The organism is Sinomicrobium halophytocola (assembly GCF_052983395.1).
This window is the reverse complement of sequence record NZ_JBRKIT010000011.1, coordinates 341,216-355,700: the sequence shown is the minus strand read 5'-3', so window position 1 is coordinate 355,700 and position 14,485 is coordinate 341,216. Positions and strand designations below refer to the sequence as shown.

Here is a 14,485-nt window from a genome sequence, read left to right as displayed (position 1 = left end):
TGTTAAAAAAGGAGTACGAAATGCAAAATACAAATATACGGATATGAGCAACATAAAAATACTGTGGGTTGATGATGAAATCGATTTGCTGAAACCGCACATTCTCTTTCTTGAAAAAAAGAATTATACTATCTCCACCTGCCATAGTGGAGCCGATGCAATAGAAGATGTTGATAAGAATAGCTACGATATTGTTTTCCTGGATGAAAACATGCCGGGACTGACCGGTCTGGAAACCCTGACGGAGATCAAGGCGAAAAGACCAAACCTTCCTGTGGTGATGATCACCAAGAGTGAAGAAGAATACCTTATGGAAGAGGCGATAGGATCTAAAATAGCGGATTACCTGATTAAGCCCGTTAATCCGAACCAGATATTACTTTCACTGAAGAAAAACCTCGACCACTCGCGACTGGTGTCCGAAAAGACTACGGCTAATTACCAGCAGGAGTTCCGTAAAATAGCTATGGATATGGCTATGGTTAATTCTTATGAAGAATGGGCAGGCCTGTATAAGAGACTTTTGTATTGGGAACTGGAACTCGAAAATATAGAGGACGTAGGTATGGTGGAAATACTGGAATCGCAAAAGACAGAAGCCAATACCCAGTTTGGTAAATTTATAGAAAAGAATTACCCGGAGTGGTTTTCGGACGACGAAGCCCCGGTAATGTCGCATACCTTGTTTCGCGAGCTGGTGGTGCCCGAACTGGAGAAAAACACGCCTACGTTGCTGGTGGTTATCGATAATCTGAGATACGATCAGTGGATGGCTATTGAAGATGCGGTCAATGTACATTATAAGAGTAAAAGCGAAGTACCGTATTTCAGTATCCTTCCTACTGCCACACAATATGCAAGAAATGCCATTTTTGCGGGATTAATGCCGACAGAAATGGAGAAGCTGTATCCTAAATACTGGAAGAACGATACGGATGAAGGCGGAAAAAACCTGCACGAAGCAGATTTTCTGCACGAACAAATACGTCGTCTCGGTCTGAACCTCAAATGGGAATACCATAAGATTTCCAGCCTGAAAGCCGGAAGGCAGCTGGTGCAAAACTTCAGATCACAGAAGGATAATGACCTTACCGTAGTGGTATATAACTTTGTAGATATACTTTCGCATTCCAAGACCGAAATGGAAGTTATCAAAGAGCTTGCGTCCAATGATAAGGCCTATCGGTCACTTACCAAAAGCTGGTTCAAAAACTCCCCGTTACTGGAAATTATTCAGCAGTCTCAACAACTTGGTTTTAAATTATTACTCACTACGGATCACGGTACCATAAACGTTAAAAACCCATCTAAGGTGATAGGGGATAAGGAAACAAGTCTGAATCTGCGTTATAAGACAGGGAGGAGTCTTTCCTATGAAGCTAAAGAGGTTTTTGCAGTGAAAAGACCCAAAGATGTCCATTTACCAGCTATAAATATGAGTAGTTCCTTTATTTTTGCAAAAGAAGACCTCTTTTTCGCATATCCCAATAATTATAACCACTATGTAAGTTATTACCGGAACACCTATCAGCATGGGGGGATATCGCTTGAAGAAATGATCATACCTTTTATTGTCTTGGAACCCAAGTAGAATTTAATACCGAGGCATTGAAAAAGATCAGCTATACCCTGGAAGAAATAGATGCGGTGGCCCGGCAGCTTCTGGATGAAGTGTCCGGAAAAATCCTGTTGTTCTACGGAGATATGGGAGTGGGGAAGACCACCCTGATAAAATCGCTGGCACATCATCTGGGTGTAAATGATGAAACAGGAAGTCCTACCTTCGGACTTGTTAATGAGTATGAAGGAGAGAACCGTAACCTGATATATCATTTTGATTTTTATCGTATTAATGATGAAAGCGAGGCATTGGATATGGGTGTTGAAGAATATCTGTATGCCGATGCATGGGTTTTTATCGAATGGCCGGAGAAGATCGAAGGATTGCTACCAGAAGATGCCATTGCCGTCCGGATAGAAAAAAGTGCGGACGGTAGGAGGGAATTATCTTTTTGAAGCAGTCTGTACTTCTTCGGTAAAAATATTAATACTTTTGTAGGAGAAAATTCGCGGAAGCGGGTTTTGCCATTATTAATCCATATAATCTATGGGGAAATCATAGTAAAGCTGTTTGGATATGTATAAGACCTTACTCGATAATATAGGAAACACACCGCTGGTGGCTACAACCACCCTGGTGAAGAATAAAAATATCAGTCTTTTGCTGAAGCTGGAGGGAAATAACCCAGGTGGTAGTGTGAAAGACAGGGCCGCGTACAATATGATAAAAAGCGCCCTGGACCGGGGAGAGATAAAACCGGAAACAAGATTGATAGAAGCTACCAGTGGTAATACGGGGATAGCCCTGGCGATGATAGCCGGCCTGTTTCAACTGGACATAGAACTGGTTATGCCGGAGAACTCTACCCGTGAGCGAGTGCAGACCATGCGTGCTTACGGAGCTCAAGTAACACTTACTTCCTCGGATTCTGGTATCGAAGGCTCCCGGGATTATGCAGAAAAAAAGGTAGCGGAAGAAGGATATGTGTCCCTGAACCAATTTGGAAATGACGATAACTGGAAAGCGCATTATAAGACTACAGGTCCTGAAATATGGCGGGATACGGAGGGGAGAATCACCCATTTTGTGTCTGCAATGGGAACTACAGGTACTATTATGGGGACTTCTACCTTTCTGAAAGAGAAAAATCCGGATGTCCATATCGCAGGGGTACAGCCTACGGACAATTCAAGTATCCCCGGTATACGTAAATGGCCGGAAGAATACCTGCCAAGAATATTCAATCCGTCCAAAGTTGATGAAATTATTGAGGTAAGTGAAATCGAAGCGACTGAAATGACCCGGAGACTGGCCCGTGAAGAGGGGATTTTTGCCGGTATGAGCAGTGGGGGAGCAGTATGTGCAGCCCTGAAGCTGGCTGAAACCCTGAAAGAGGGAGTTATTGTAACTATCATATGCGATCGAGGCGACCGTTACTTATCTTCGGATTTATTTGTCTAATTGGGATTTGTTGGGTTGTGAGGAAGCAGAGTGGCACAGGATTTTTGAAGTGTGGTTACATTCCCCGAAAGATTTTAACATCCAGAATTTAAAATCTCATATCTAAAAAAAGCAGGCCTGTAAGCCGGATTCTGTCTAGTCTTATCATTTATCTTGGATACCGGTTACCCGGGATCTCTAACCGCCTACCCTCCGGCATCCCGCTAGTTCCCTATCGGGACGGGATCGGGCGCGCAACCCTTAAATGCCGGTATACATGGCGTTGCACCGCGTAGAGTTTACCTGATTTCACTACAGCATTACCTGTACATTCTTTCTGTTGCACTTGTCCTCTCCCGATGAACCGGGGGACGGGTGTTACCCGCTACGCTGCGCTATGGTGTCCGGACTTTCCTCTCCCCGGTCCCGATAACTATCGGGACCGGGAAGCGATAAGATGGCCTGCGGGGCAAAGTTACGAACCTTTCCCGGAATATTTTTCTGTCTTTGGGATAATTGCAGGATAAAACGCAATTTTAGTTTTAATCCAGGAAATCGCTTACTTCCTTTTTGATATAGGCCAGGGCGGCGGCTGAAGGAGATGTTTTGTCAAACATTTCATTAAGGATGCTTTCCCGGAGTTTGTCGGGCGAATCGTTTTTTTCGCTCATATTCACCTTCCGGATGAGTTGTATGGTGCTGTTCTTGGCAGTTTTTATCACATTCCAGCATTTGTCACTCATATATATTTGCTGGGATAGGTTGTGGTCGTATTCGTCTTCGATATTGCGAATGAGAAGGGTTTCATATTCTTCTTTACCCATTTCGTTAGGAGAAACGCGCAGTAATAGTTTGGAAGGATTGATACGTTCCAGGAAAAGTACCATGCGTTCATAAGCCTGCAGCCGGATAGGGAGAATGTCTTTCTGGCTTTCGCGCTTCAGGAGGAAACGGCGGCGTGCATTTTCGTTTTTGATAAACTGTTGGAAAAAGTAATAAGCGACCAGCCCTGTGATGATTGCAGGCAGGCAGTAAAAAAGTAATTCTGTTACCGGGATCATGTTTTATTGTTTATACTATTTTACGATTGGTGTCCTATATAACGCCTGGCAACGGGTAATTGTTATGAAACAGGCCCAAATCCTTTTATTTGCGAATGAAACGGTTGTCCTGTTGCGTCCGGATAGTGTCTGTTTCCGTGAAATAATCGATCATGGCATTCCGGATGCGGTAATCCAGTGGTGTGGTATTTACAGGGTCCAGGAAAAAGTTCATGTTGTCCCCGCCGTTCATCAGATAGTCCGAAGTGGCGATGTAATAGTGCCTGCTTTTATCAAGAGGTTTTCCGGCTATGAGAAATTTTTTTACTTTTCCGTCTTTGTCCAGAGTCAATTGCAGGCCGTTAACCGGGTGTGCGGTTTTTGCTTTTGCAAGATAGGTTATCAGTTTCTGTATTTTATCTGCGGTAAGTTCCAGTACCACGATGGCATTCTCAAAAGGCATTACTTCGTAAGCTGTCCGTGCCGTAACTTGTCCTTTGGACATGGTTGCGCGTATGCCGCCAAAATTGAGCAGTACAGCATCAATATTCTTTCCTGTTCTTTTTTTAAATACCGGTTGGGATTTTTCCATGACGATATCGGCCATCAGGTTGCCTATTGCCGTGTTCAGTTCGCCATCTGTTTTACTGAGATCGGAGGGGTTGTATGCAAGTGGTGCGCTAAGGTCTTCATCTATGTGTTTACGGAACGGTTTTACAAACTCGTCTATAGTTTTATCTTCGGTGATACTATCGTTGATGTTGATCTCTTTTCCTTCGATACGGGAAATTTGTGGCTCTGTAACAACATCCCCTCTTTTACATGAGAAAAATACTATTGTCGTTATAAAAATAACAAAATGTGTTATCCTTATATTGTTATGATACGGGTATCTTGTGTTTTTATGCATGGTAATGTATTACATTTGCAAAACAAAGCGAAGGTATATGTTTTTTAAGAAATATAAAGAGAAAGCCGCGTATAAAATTCTCAAAAAAGGCTTGCCCGTTACCGGTGGGAGGCAAGGTAACGAGGGTGTTAAGGTGTCTTCTCTGGCCTGCGTGGTAAACCTGGACGAATTTGAAGATACGGGAGCTTTTAAAGTCCTGGCCAGAGATATAGGCGTCAGGCAGGAAAATTTCAGGATCATTGGTTTTACTCCCCGCAAAGATGCCAATGCCTTTTATGGCATACCGGTCTTTCACGAAGAAGAACTGGGATGGAAGGGAGAGATCCGTAACGGGCATTATAAAGAGTTACTGGAAAAACCGTATGATATGCTGCTGAGTTATTACAGTAGGCCGAATTTGCTGTTGGGCCTGGCTACGCTTCAAATAAACGCCGCTTTTAAAGTGGGACTTGCAGGAGAATATGAAAAAGAAAATGATTTTATAATGAACATCAGTCCGGACAGGTTTCCGGAATTCAGAGAAGAATTAATTAAATATCTCACTATTTTAAACAAGATATAAGATGTCAAAATTTACAGGCACCGGGGTAGCTCTGGTAACCCCGTTTAAAAGAGATAACAGTGTAGATCGTGCAGCGCTTGAAAAAATTGTGGTACACTGCATTGAAGGAGGAGTAGAATATCTGGTGGTTTTGGGAACCACTGCGGAAAGCGCAACATTGACCAGGGAGGAGAAGGAAACAGTAAAACAAACCGTAATAAAGGCAAATGCGGGAAAACTTCCGTTGGTACTGGGAGTAGGAGGGAATAACACAGCCGAGGTCGTGAACGAGCTACAGGTTACGGATCTGTCCGGATTTGATGCTATCCTATCCGTGTCACCTTATTACAACAAACCCACACAAGAAGGTATATACCAACATTTCAAGGCCGTGGCAAAAGCCTCTCCGCTTCCGGTGATTCTTTATAACGTACCGGGAAGGACGGCTTCTAACATATTGCCGCAAACAGTACTGAGACTGGCAAGGGATATAGATACTATAATAGGTATAAAAGAAGCAGCCGGAGACATAGTCCAGGCTATGCGCCTCATCAAAGATAAGCCCGAAGGTTTCCTGGTAATTTCGGGAGATGATATGGTAACCCTGCCCATGATACTGGCCGGTGGAGCGGGGGTGATATCGGTGATAGGCCAGGGATTCCCGAGGGAATTTACGGATATGGTGCGGTATGGACTGGATGGAAATGCCACCGAGGCCTACATGTTGCATTATAAACTTATGGATGCTATAGACATGGTTTTTGAACAAGGAAACCCGGCGGGTATCAAATCGGTATTTCGTGCCCTTGGTCTGGCAGATGATGTATTGCGATTGCCTTTGGTAAAAGTAGACCGGGACCTGGAGCAGAGAATTGCCGGTTTTGTTGAAAAGAACGTGAATTTCAGTGTAGAGTAACATATATTGTGACGTAAAAAACCGGGGCGAATTCCAAAAATATGGTTAAAATTCGCCCCTGCCTGTTTCCAGGGACGAGTGTAAATTGTATCTTCGGCGATAATAAATTTTGTATTATCCAATTATTGGCTAATTTTGCCGTTAATTTTAGCGGTGAATGCCATTACTGTGATAGACACGGAAGGAAACCACTTAAAATTACGCGTTAAAGCATGAAGAAATTTTTATACATCGCTGCTGTTACTGCCCTGATAAGCTCTTGTAGCCCATTTCAAAAGGCGCTGAAAAGTGAGGATGTCAAGGCAAAATATGACCTTGCTGAGAAACTGTACAATGAAGGTGACTATAAAAAGGCAAACCGCCTTTTGGAGCAGGTCGTACCCCAATATGCAGGAAAACCGCAAGGGGAAAGGGTTGTATACTTTCATGCAAACGCCTATTACCAGACGAAGGATTATTATCTCGCCGCTTACCAGTTTGACCGTTTTTCCAAATCCTATCCGAAAAGTGATAAGGCAGAAGAAGCGGCTTTCCTGGGAGCCAAGAGTTATTACATGTTGTCTCCGAAATACAGTCTTGACCAGAAAGAAACCAATACGGCTGTGGATAAATTACAGCTGTTTATCAATAATTATCCCGATTCTGAGTATCTTGGCGAAGCTAACGAACTGATCCATGAATTGCGGACCAAACTGGAGAAAAAAGACTTTGAAATTGCCAAACAATATAACCGTATAAGCGATTATAAAGCGGCCATAAAATCATTTGACAATTTTCTGTCGAACTATCCCGGAACTGTTTTTCGGGAAGATGCGATGTATTACAGGATGCTTTCTTCCTATAATCTTGCCGTAAATAGTATTTACGCAAGGATGGAAGAGCGTCTTAATCATACCAAAGAGTCCTATAATACTTTAAAAAGATATTATCCGGATACCAAGTATGCTGATGAGGCCGAAAAGATGATGGCCGAAGTAGAACAGGAATTACAACAATTTAGCAAATAAGAAGAGAGAAATGAGCAATTTGAGAAAAACAGAAGCCCCGGCATCTACCGTTACCCTTGATAAAAACAAGATAGATGCCCCCACCGGAAATATCTATGAAGCGATATCTATCGTTTCCAAAAGGGCTGGCCAGATCAATTCCGAGATCAAAAAGGAACTGATAGAAAAACTGGAAGAGTTTGCCACATATACCGATAGCCTGGAAGAAATATTCGAAAATAAGGAGCAGATCGAAGTTTCCAAGTTCTATGAAAAACTTCCTAAGCCTCATGCTATTGCGGTAGAAGAGTGGTTAAACGACAAAATATATTACAGGAATACTGAAAAAGAAGCTTAAATGTCTGTTTTAAGCGGCAAGAATATCCTTTTAGGCATTACCGGGGGCATTGCCGCTTACAAGACTGCTTTCCTGGTGCGGTTATTTATCAGGGCCGGAGCTGATATCCGGGTGATCATGACCGAAAATGCAAAGGAATTCGTCACTCCACTTACATTGTCCACGCTTTCCAGAAATCCCGTGTTGTCCTCGTTTACAGATGAGGAGGATGGCAATGCTGTATGGAATAACCATGTAGAAGCAGGGCTTTGGGCAGATTATATGATTATTGCTCCTGCTACTGCCAATAGTATGGCTAAGATGGCCAATGGTATTTCGGATAATTTTCTTCTGGCGACATATTTATCTGCCAAGTGCCCGGTCTATGTAGCCCCGGCAATGGACCTGGATATGTACAAACACTCTTCTACACGAAATACGCTAAATACCCTTAAAACTTACGGAAACACAGTTATACCCGCCGCTCACGGCGAACTTGCCAGCGGGCTTACCGGAGAAGGCCGCATGGCGGAGCCGGAGGATATTGTGGCTTTCATGGAAAAGCATATCCGGAGCAATCTGCCGCTTCACGATAAAAAAGTACTTATAACTGCGGGCCCCACTTATGAGGCCATAGATCCGGTTCGTTTTATCGGAAACCATTCTTCCGGGAGAATGGGTATAGAACTTGCCAGGACTGCTGCTTCACTTGGGGCACAGGTAACATTGGTTGTCGGCCCTACACACCTTACTGCGGATATTGCTGGAATAAAGACCGTCCGGGTGGTAAATGCCGAAGAGATGTACCTGGCAGTACACGAGGTATTTGCAGATGTGGACATAGCGGTACTTGCCGCCGCCGTTTCCGATTACAGGCCGGTAACTGTGCAGGACCGGAAAATTAAGAAAAAAGATACTTCACTGACTATAGAGCTGGAGCCTACAAAAGATATTCTGGCCTCGATAGGAGCTATTAAAAAACACCAGTACCTTGTTGGATTTGCCCTGGAAACCAATGACGAAACGGAGAATGCCAAAGGAAAACTTCGCAGGAAAAACCTGGACGCCATAGTGCTGAACTCGCTTAATGACAAAGGAGCAGGTTTTGGTAAATCAACAAATAAGATTACCTTTATAGACAGGAAAGAAAACATGGTTTCGTTTGAGCTAAAACCCAAATCGGACGTGGCCCTAGACATTTTTACGGAGATACAGCGCAGGATACCGGAAGACAGCTAGTGGAAAAAATGTTTGGAAACGGAATTTAAGCAAATGACCTCCGTAACACGATTAACCAAAAACCATAGCATTTACTTTAACCGAAAATGAAAAACTCAGTTCTTTTAGTCTGTTTTCTCATGGTGTGGAATTTTTCTCTCCATGCACAGGAACTCAATTGTAAAGTGGTGGTAGACGCTGAACAGGTGGGGCAGAGTAACAGGCAGATATTCGAAACCCTGCAAAAATCCATTACCGATTTTATAAACAAAACCAAATGGACAAACCGTATGTACGCCATGCAGGAAAGAATAAACTGCAGCATGTACATTACGGTTTCCAACTATGAGTCGGATCGTTTTTCCGCTTCTATACAGGTGCAATCTTCGCGCCCGGTTTACAATGCGTCATACGAGTCTCCCGTGTTTAATTTTCAGGACAGGCAGTTTGATTTCCGTTATCTGGAATTTCAGCCTCTTTTCTTCAATCGGAATACTTTTGAGTCCAATCTCGTATCGGTGATTACGTATTATGTTTATGTAATACTAGGAATGGATGCAGATACGTTTGCCCCGGAAGGTGGAACGGATTATTACCAGCAAGCCCGGAATATTGTTAACCTGGCCCAAAGCAGTAATTATTCGGGATGGAAACAATCGGACGGGAACAAGAGCCGGTGGGGACTTGTAGATAACCTGTTGTCTAACCCTTTTAAGAGTTATCGTACGGCTTTATATGAATATCACCGGATGGGATTGGACAGAATGGCCGAAGATGCGGCTTCCGGAAAAGAATCCATGGCCAGGTCTATGAAATTCCTGGAGCGTGTTAATTCCACCAGGCCCAATTCATTTTTGCTTCAGGTTTTTTTCGATGCGAAGAAGGATGAAATACTCAATATCTTTTCCGATGGCCCGAAAGTAGATATCGTAAGCCTAAAAAATTCCCTAAATAAGGTAGCCCCGGTTTATGCCGGGTCCTGGGAGAAAATTACTTTTTAGATATCAGATTGGAGATATTGGATTGTAGAAGGAGGGGACGAAAATATTCTTTAACGATCACGGTCATAAGTTTTGTCTTGTCAGGCCTGTACGGGTGCTTTTCCCATGTGTTTCCATCGTTTGTGGGTCCAGAAATAGTATTCCGGGGCTTTTCTTATTTGTTGTTCCACCTCCTGTATATACATGTCGGTTATTTGATAATCCGGATAGGTAACAGGGGATGTTGTAAGTATCTTAAGGGTTGCATTGTAATATCCCCTTTTTACTTTTTCGGTTTGCATATATACCACGGTCAGGTCTGTTCGTTTGGCAAGTATTTCTGGGCCTATGTGTACAGGAACCTTTATACCCATAAATTCCTGCCAGTATACTGCTTTGCTCAATAGGGGGGACTGGTCACTTAAAAAACCGTAAATAGCGGGCACCCTATTCATTTGGTTTTTTCGTATGACCTTAATGGTTTCCCTGGTTTCGATCAGGGTAGTGCCATTTTTTTCCCGAATGCTTTTAACCAGATTGTTAAAGTATTTATTTTTAATTCGCTGATATACGGCATATCCTTTCGAAGAAGTAATATACAAATTTATTGTCGAACTCCATTCCCAGTTGGCATAATGAGGAAACATCAATACAATGCTTTTTTCCTTTTCCAACTTTTGTATAATCTCTATATTGGTAAATGTATAGCGTTTTTTTATTTCATTTTTTGAGATCGAAAGCGATTTTATCATCTCCAGGAATACGTCTCCGAGGTGCCTGTAGAATTTTTTCTCTATGTGCAATCTTTCCTTTGGCGACCGGTCCGGAAAAGCGAGGTGTAGATTATTCCTTACAGTTCTTTTTCGGTACCCTACTAACTTGTATAAAATTAGATAAACGACATCAGAGATCAGGTAAAGCAACCGGAAAGGTAGCAAAGAAATGGCCCACAATATGGGGTATACCAGAATAAAGACCAGAAGCTGCATTATATGTCTTAGTATTTCCGGCAAATATAGCTATATTTGAACACATAAGGTTACAAACATACCATTCTATGGATTTGAATATAGTGATGATAGCAGTGATTGCTGCTAATGTATTGGTTTCCATCAAAGGATTTAACGATCCTTCTTTTTTTGAACGTTATAAATTTGAGATAAAGGCAATAAAAAAAGGAGAAAAGCTGCGTATGCTGACCTCAGGGTTTTTACATGTGGACTTTACGCATTTGCTGTTCAACATGATAACGTTTTACTTTTTTGCCCCGATCGTGGTATTTCATTTCGGCGATCTGAAATTTCTGGCAATTTACCTGGCGAGTTTACTAGCCGGAAACCTGCTGTCTTTTCAGTTCCATAAAAATGAGGATTATTACAGCGCCGTAGGGGCCAGTGGTGCCGTGACCGGAATTATTTATTCCGGTATACTGCTAAACCCAGGGATGAGCATCTACTTCTTTTTTATTCCCATTCCCATTCCGGCATACATATTTGGTATAGGATACCTGCTGTATTCTATATATGGTATGAAGAACCGGGTGGGAAATATAGGGCATACTGCGCACTTTGGCGGGGCCATTGGCGGTTATGTATTGACCCTTGCCTTCCAGCCGGGGCTAATCACCCAGGATCCTTTGATGGTAGGGTTGCTAGCATTACCTATTGTCCTGTTGTATATTCTCGGTAAAATGGGAAAAATATAACATTATTCTGTCGAAAAATCTACCTTTGTATTGCCCGGGAATCCAACGGAAAGTTGTTCTGTTTTAAGCTGCCGGGAGGATATTTCTTTATTTTTCGTATAAAAATGAGTGTGAATTTCCGGTTTGGCACGGCAGTTGTTTAGGAGGAAGAATATAAACACAAAAAGCAACATATATTATGAAAAAAATCTTTTTAACTTTGGTATTAGGTACTACTATGGTATTACAAGCACAAACTCCTTCCGTATTGAAAGACCCGTCCCGTACGATATCTGTTTCAGGAGAGGGAACAGTAAAAGTGGTTCCGGATAAGGTAACCCTTAAAGTCAGAGTAGAAAACGAAGGTAAATCTGCCCTGGATGTAAAAAAACTTAATGATGCCCTTATCGATAAGGTATTGAAATTCTGCAAGGATATGAAAATAGATGCCAAGGACGTAAAGACCGAGTATCTGAACCTAAACAAGAATTATGACTACCAGACCAAGGAGTACAAGTATGTGGCCAATCAATCACTTTCCATTCGTCTGAAAGACCTGTCGAAATACGAGGCCCTGAGCCAGGGGTTGCTGGATGCCGGGGTTAACCGTATAGATGGGGTGGAATTCAACGCTTCAAATATTGATGAGCTGAAAAGCCAGGCCCGGAAAAAAGCAGTGGAAAATGCCCGGAAAAAAGCAGAAGAATATGCTTCCGCACTGGGGAAAAACCTAGGCGAACCTATTTACCTGTCCGAGATCGGGCAACCTGAGCCTATACCAATGCCCGGATATGCCATGATGAAGGCTGAGGCTGATACTTCGGGTAGTGGCGAATCCATAGCCATAGGGGAGATGAGCATCAAGGCTACGATACATGTAGGATTTGAATTGAAGTAAAGCTGATTGTTATGTTGCAGGAACAGTGTTCCCGGCAGTATGATATAAAACAAGATAAGCGGGATGTCCGGAAGGGATGTCCCGCTTTTTAATTTACGGTATCCTAAAAAGTTACAACACAATGTAACCCTACCATTCTGCCGGATATTTGCGGCACAAGCTGTAGCGTAGGTTTATCTTGCAGGAATGCCTGACCAGTTTCGGATTCCTTTTCTTGCTTCGCCCTTAATTTTCTCGAACTGTTTACGATAGCTTTTCCTATGAGCGTTCCTATGACACCCCCGGCAACCATATCGGCTACCCAGTGCCTGTGGTTTTTAATATCGGCAAAAAACACCGCACTTACCAGGGTATAAGGTATCCAATAGTTGTTAAATTCCATGGCCAGGACCTTGGCTACGGCAAAATATGCTGTTGCATGCAGGGAAGGGAAAGCTGTCCCGTATTGATCGCGATTAAAAGTAATCCCGTGGAAATTTCCAAAATCCAAAGGATTTCGAGAGTAAGGATATTCAGGAGCAACTCCGTCACTCAGCGTAGGATCGGGACGTTGTCTGCCTATAACGGATTTTAGTATTAAGTGAGAAATTACATAGGAATATGCTAATGCTTTAAAGGAATTAACTACTGCGATTTGCCCTTTTTCACTATTAGCAATTATAGATCCGCCATATATTCCCAGCAAAGAATAGGTGATATAGGCGTCATTGCCATGAAAGAGTGCTAATTCGGTATCTCCGGATTTGGATCCGATATTAGGAAGTGAATATTGAATATTATCCTCAATATTATCCTGGTAAAATTGTGTGGTATATTTATCAACCATAATCAAACCAAGAATTCCTCCGGCGTATATAGCTGTTTTTCCCCAGTCATCCGAAATATTATGTCCCATTTCATTAAAGTCTCCCGGGACACTTAGAATACTGTTTTTTAGTACCTTCATAGATGTCCGAAAACGTCCATCCTTCGTTTTTAAGGAGTAATTGGTCTGGGAAAAACCAGAGGACAATGTAAACTGAAATAAAATTATAAAAAAACTTTTTCCAAGTAGGTTCATGGTTAAGGGGGTTTAGAGTTTATAATATAATTTAAATGTATGAAAATATGAGGATTATTAATGTGAAATCGTGTTTATAATATGATGTCTAGTTTATAGTATATACTGCCTCATCCGTTTCAGAGAGACGAAAATAACCAAAAGGAAAATTTTTTTCGTTTGTAATATTTATACAATTTCCTCTCACTGTTGCCGGTTGAGTTTGAAAAGGGTTCCCCTGGCTGGAACTTTGTTCAAGCAGGATATTCATAAAATTGTAAAAGCGTTCCGTGGCACCGTATATCCTTATCGTAATTTCGTTTCCCTGTTCCAGGTCCTCATCTGTGTAATATGCGAAAATCCGGTTTCCCTGGATGAATTCGTCTTCATATACCTGTAGATTGGGAATGAGATCGATATTTGGTATAAATTCGAAGAAATAGTAATTGTCTTCATCGGCGGGGTCGGTAAAATAAGCTTTAATATCATAATCTTTCCCGCTGAATCCTCCGCCTTCGGTTTGAACGATATCTTCTATTTCTACTACAGATCTCATGGTTTCTGTGGCTCTGTAATGTTCGTTGTCATAGATAATATCGAGGGTGTATGACTGATCGGTTTCCGGTACAAGTTCCGCATTTTTATATATTCCGGAATCCCCGTCCTCGGTAAACGTATAAATGGCTCCTTCACTGTCTGTGATCTCTACGGATGCCCCGGTTGCTGCGGGCACTTCATTATTGTAATAGGGGGCAGAAGTGGTAAGTATTATTTCTTGTCCCTTCGGAAGGCCTTCTTTAGGCAAATTTATAGATGCTTCTATTACCAGTCGTGGAGCGGCTTCCGGGACATCTACCTGAACTGTGTCTTCACAACCCACCAGTACTACTGCCAGTGTGAAAAGGAATGTTCGTTGTATAACTGCTCTCATCTCA

Annotated in this window: 16 protein-coding genes and 1 other RNA gene; 11 read left to right on the top strand and 6 right to left on the bottom strand. The window is 42.4% G+C overall.

The window, feature by feature from the left end; genetic code table 11:
* Positions 1 to 43: 43 nt before the first annotated feature.
* From porX to cysM, 3 genes are all read left to right on the top strand, one after another.
* A complete protein-coding gene (gene porX / locus ACVBDY_RS03505; protein ID WP_447174081.1) occupies positions 44 to 1,591 on the top strand; it encodes a T9SS response regulator signal transducer PorX in 1,548 nt (515 codons plus the stop codon).
* Between the two features lie 17 nt (positions 1,592 to 1,608).
* Complete coding sequence (gene tsaE / locus ACVBDY_RS03500; RefSeq protein ID WP_447174080.1) at positions 1,609 to 2,016, top strand: tRNA (adenosine(37)-N6)-threonylcarbamoyltransferase complex ATPase subunit type 1 TsaE; 408 nt, start codon at positions 1,609 to 1,611, stop codon at positions 2,014 to 2,016.
* A 121-nt stretch (positions 2,017 to 2,137) separates the two neighbouring features.
* Positions 2,138 to 3,022 carry a cysteine synthase CysM gene (cysM, locus tag ACVBDY_RS03495; protein WP_447174079.1) on the top strand — a complete coding sequence of 295 codons (885 nt, stop codon included), beginning with the start codon at positions 2,138 to 2,140 and terminating at the stop codon, positions 3,020 to 3,022.
* A gap of 104 nt (positions 3,023 to 3,126) precedes the next feature.
* Here the strand turns inward: cysM and rnpB are convergent.
* The 3 genes from rnpB to ACVBDY_RS03480 form a co-directional block, all read right to left on the bottom strand.
* Positions 3,127 to 3,470: RNase P RNA component class A (rnpB, locus tag ACVBDY_RS03490), an RNA gene on the bottom strand.
* 73 nt (positions 3,471 to 3,543) lie between these two features.
* Positions 3,544 to 4,062: a DUF7935 family protein gene (locus tag ACVBDY_RS03485; protein ID WP_447174078.1), complete on the bottom strand. Its 519-nt coding sequence runs from the start codon at positions 4,060 to 4,062 to the stop codon at positions 3,544 to 3,546.
* A gap of 85 nt (positions 4,063 to 4,147) precedes the next feature.
* Positions 4,148 to 4,951 (bottom strand): 5'-nucleotidase C-terminal domain-containing protein, encoded by an 804-nt coding sequence (locus ACVBDY_RS03480; protein WP_447174077.1) that lies wholly within the window; start codon positions 4,949 to 4,951, stop codon positions 4,148 to 4,150.
* 37 nt (positions 4,952 to 4,988) lie between these two features.
* Here ACVBDY_RS03480 and ACVBDY_RS03475 point away from each other — a divergent pair, with 37 nt between their 5' ends.
* The 6 genes from ACVBDY_RS03475 to porD all read left to right on the top strand — a co-directional run bounded on the left by ACVBDY_RS03475 (position 4,989) and on the right by porD (position 9,950).
* Positions 4,989 to 5,513 carry a DUF6913 domain-containing protein gene (locus ACVBDY_RS03475; protein WP_447174076.1) on the top strand — a complete coding sequence of 175 codons (525 nt, stop codon included), beginning with the start codon at positions 4,989 to 4,991 and terminating at the stop codon, positions 5,511 to 5,513.
* Between the two features lies 1 nt (position 5,514).
* Positions 5,515 to 6,408 carry a 4-hydroxy-tetrahydrodipicolinate synthase gene (dapA, locus tag ACVBDY_RS03470; protein ID WP_447174075.1) on the top strand — a complete coding sequence of 298 codons (894 nt, stop codon included), beginning with the start codon at positions 5,515 to 5,517 and terminating at the stop codon, positions 6,406 to 6,408.
* Positions 6,409 to 6,620: 212 nt separating this feature from the next.
* Entirely contained in the window at positions 6,621 to 7,415 is a 795-nt protein-coding gene (locus ACVBDY_RS03465; protein ID WP_447174074.1) for an outer membrane protein assembly factor BamD, read from the top strand.
* Positions 7,416 to 7,425: 10 nt separating this feature from the next.
* The gene (locus ACVBDY_RS03460) at positions 7,426 to 7,752 is read left to right on the top strand and encodes a DNA-directed RNA polymerase subunit omega (RefSeq protein WP_447174073.1); all 327 of its coding nucleotides are present in this window, start codon (positions 7,426 to 7,428) and stop codon (positions 7,750 to 7,752) included.
* Positions 7,753 to 8,970: a bifunctional phosphopantothenoylcysteine decarboxylase/phosphopantothenate--cysteine ligase CoaBC gene (coaBC, locus tag ACVBDY_RS03455; protein WP_447174072.1), complete on the top strand. Its 1,218-nt coding sequence runs from the start codon at positions 7,753 to 7,755 to the stop codon at positions 8,968 to 8,970.
* An 86-nt stretch (positions 8,971 to 9,056) separates the two neighbouring features.
* The gene (porD, locus tag ACVBDY_RS03450; protein ID WP_447174071.1) at positions 9,057 to 9,950 is read left to right on the top strand and encodes a type IX secretion system protein PorD; all 894 of its coding nucleotides are present in this window, start codon (positions 9,057 to 9,059) and stop codon (positions 9,948 to 9,950) included.
* Between the two features lie 80 nt (positions 9,951 to 10,030).
* On the opposite strand, the gene ACVBDY_RS03445 is transcribed toward porD, so the two are convergent.
* On the bottom strand, positions 10,031 to 10,942 hold the full coding sequence (locus tag ACVBDY_RS03445) for a lysophospholipid acyltransferase family protein (protein ID WP_447174070.1): 912 nt from the start codon (positions 10,940 to 10,942) through the stop codon (positions 10,031 to 10,033).
* A 44-nt stretch (positions 10,943 to 10,986) separates the two neighbouring features.
* Between ACVBDY_RS03445 and ACVBDY_RS03440 the strand changes: the two genes are divergently transcribed.
* Both ACVBDY_RS03440 and ACVBDY_RS03435 read left to right on the top strand, forming a co-directional pair.
* Positions 10,987 to 11,634 (top strand): rhomboid family intramembrane serine protease, encoded by a 648-nt coding sequence (locus ACVBDY_RS03440; protein ID WP_447174069.1) that lies wholly within the window; start codon positions 10,987 to 10,989, stop codon positions 11,632 to 11,634.
* A 178-nt stretch (positions 11,635 to 11,812) separates the two neighbouring features.
* A complete protein-coding gene (locus tag ACVBDY_RS03435; RefSeq protein WP_447174068.1) occupies positions 11,813 to 12,511 on the top strand; it encodes an SIMPL domain-containing protein in 699 nt (232 codons plus the stop codon).
* 103 nt (positions 12,512 to 12,614) lie between these two features.
* Here the strand turns inward: ACVBDY_RS03435 and ACVBDY_RS03430 are convergent, their stop codons facing one another.
* Together ACVBDY_RS03430 and ACVBDY_RS03425 are read right to left on the bottom strand one after the other, a co-directional pair.
* Positions 12,615 to 13,457: a phosphatase PAP2 family protein gene (locus ACVBDY_RS03430; protein ID WP_447174067.1), complete on the bottom strand. Its 843-nt coding sequence runs from the start codon at positions 13,455 to 13,457 to the stop codon at positions 12,615 to 12,617.
* Positions 13,458 to 13,659: 202 nt separating this feature from the next.
* Positions 13,660 to 14,481: a DUF4249 domain-containing protein gene (locus tag ACVBDY_RS03425; protein WP_447174066.1), complete on the bottom strand. Its 822-nt coding sequence runs from the start codon at positions 14,479 to 14,481 to the stop codon at positions 13,660 to 13,662.
* Positions 14,482 to 14,485 lie beyond the last annotated feature (4 nt).

Excerpts from the sequence above, each read along its gene's own strand:
- porX (WP_447174081.1), top strand. The coding sequence starts at position 44 with ATGAGCAACATAAAAATACTGTGGGTTGATGATGAAATCGATTTGCTG.
- cysM (WP_447174079.1), top strand. The coding sequence starts at position 2,138 with ATGTATAAGACCTTACTCGATAATATAGGAAACACACCGCTGGTGGCT.
- ACVBDY_RS03485 (WP_447174078.1), bottom strand. The coding sequence starts at position 4,062 with ATGATCCCGGTAACAGAATTACTTTTTTACTGCCTGCCTGCAATCATC.
- ACVBDY_RS03480 (WP_447174077.1), bottom strand. The coding sequence starts at position 4,951 with ATGCATAAAAACACAAGATACCCGTATCATAACAATATAAGGATAACA.
- ACVBDY_RS03475 (WP_447174076.1), top strand. The coding sequence starts at position 4,989 with ATGTTTTTTAAGAAATATAAAGAGAAAGCCGCGTATAAAATTCTCAAA.
- dapA (WP_447174075.1), top strand. The coding sequence starts at position 5,515 with ATGTCAAAATTTACAGGCACCGGGGTAGCTCTGGTAACCCCGTTTAAA.
- ACVBDY_RS03465 (WP_447174074.1), top strand. The coding sequence starts at position 6,621 with ATGAAGAAATTTTTATACATCGCTGCTGTTACTGCCCTGATAAGCTCT.
- ACVBDY_RS03460 (WP_447174073.1), top strand. The coding sequence starts at position 7,426 with ATGAGCAATTTGAGAAAAACAGAAGCCCCGGCATCTACCGTTACCCTT.
- coaBC (WP_447174072.1), top strand. The coding sequence starts at position 7,753 with ATGTCTGTTTTAAGCGGCAAGAATATCCTTTTAGGCATTACCGGGGGC.
- porD (WP_447174071.1), top strand. The coding sequence starts at position 9,057 with ATGAAAAACTCAGTTCTTTTAGTCTGTTTTCTCATGGTGTGGAATTTT.
- ACVBDY_RS03440 (WP_447174069.1), top strand. The coding sequence starts at position 10,987 with ATGGATTTGAATATAGTGATGATAGCAGTGATTGCTGCTAATGTATTG.
- ACVBDY_RS03435 (WP_447174068.1), top strand. The coding sequence starts at position 11,813 with ATGAAAAAAATCTTTTTAACTTTGGTATTAGGTACTACTATGGTATTA.
- ACVBDY_RS03430 (WP_447174067.1), bottom strand. The coding sequence starts at position 13,457 with ATGAAGGTACTAAAAAACAGTATTCTAAGTGTCCCGGGAGACTTTAAT.
- ACVBDY_RS03425 (WP_447174066.1), bottom strand. The coding sequence starts at position 14,481 with ATGAGAGCAGTTATACAACGAACATTCCTTTTCACACTGGCAGTAGTA.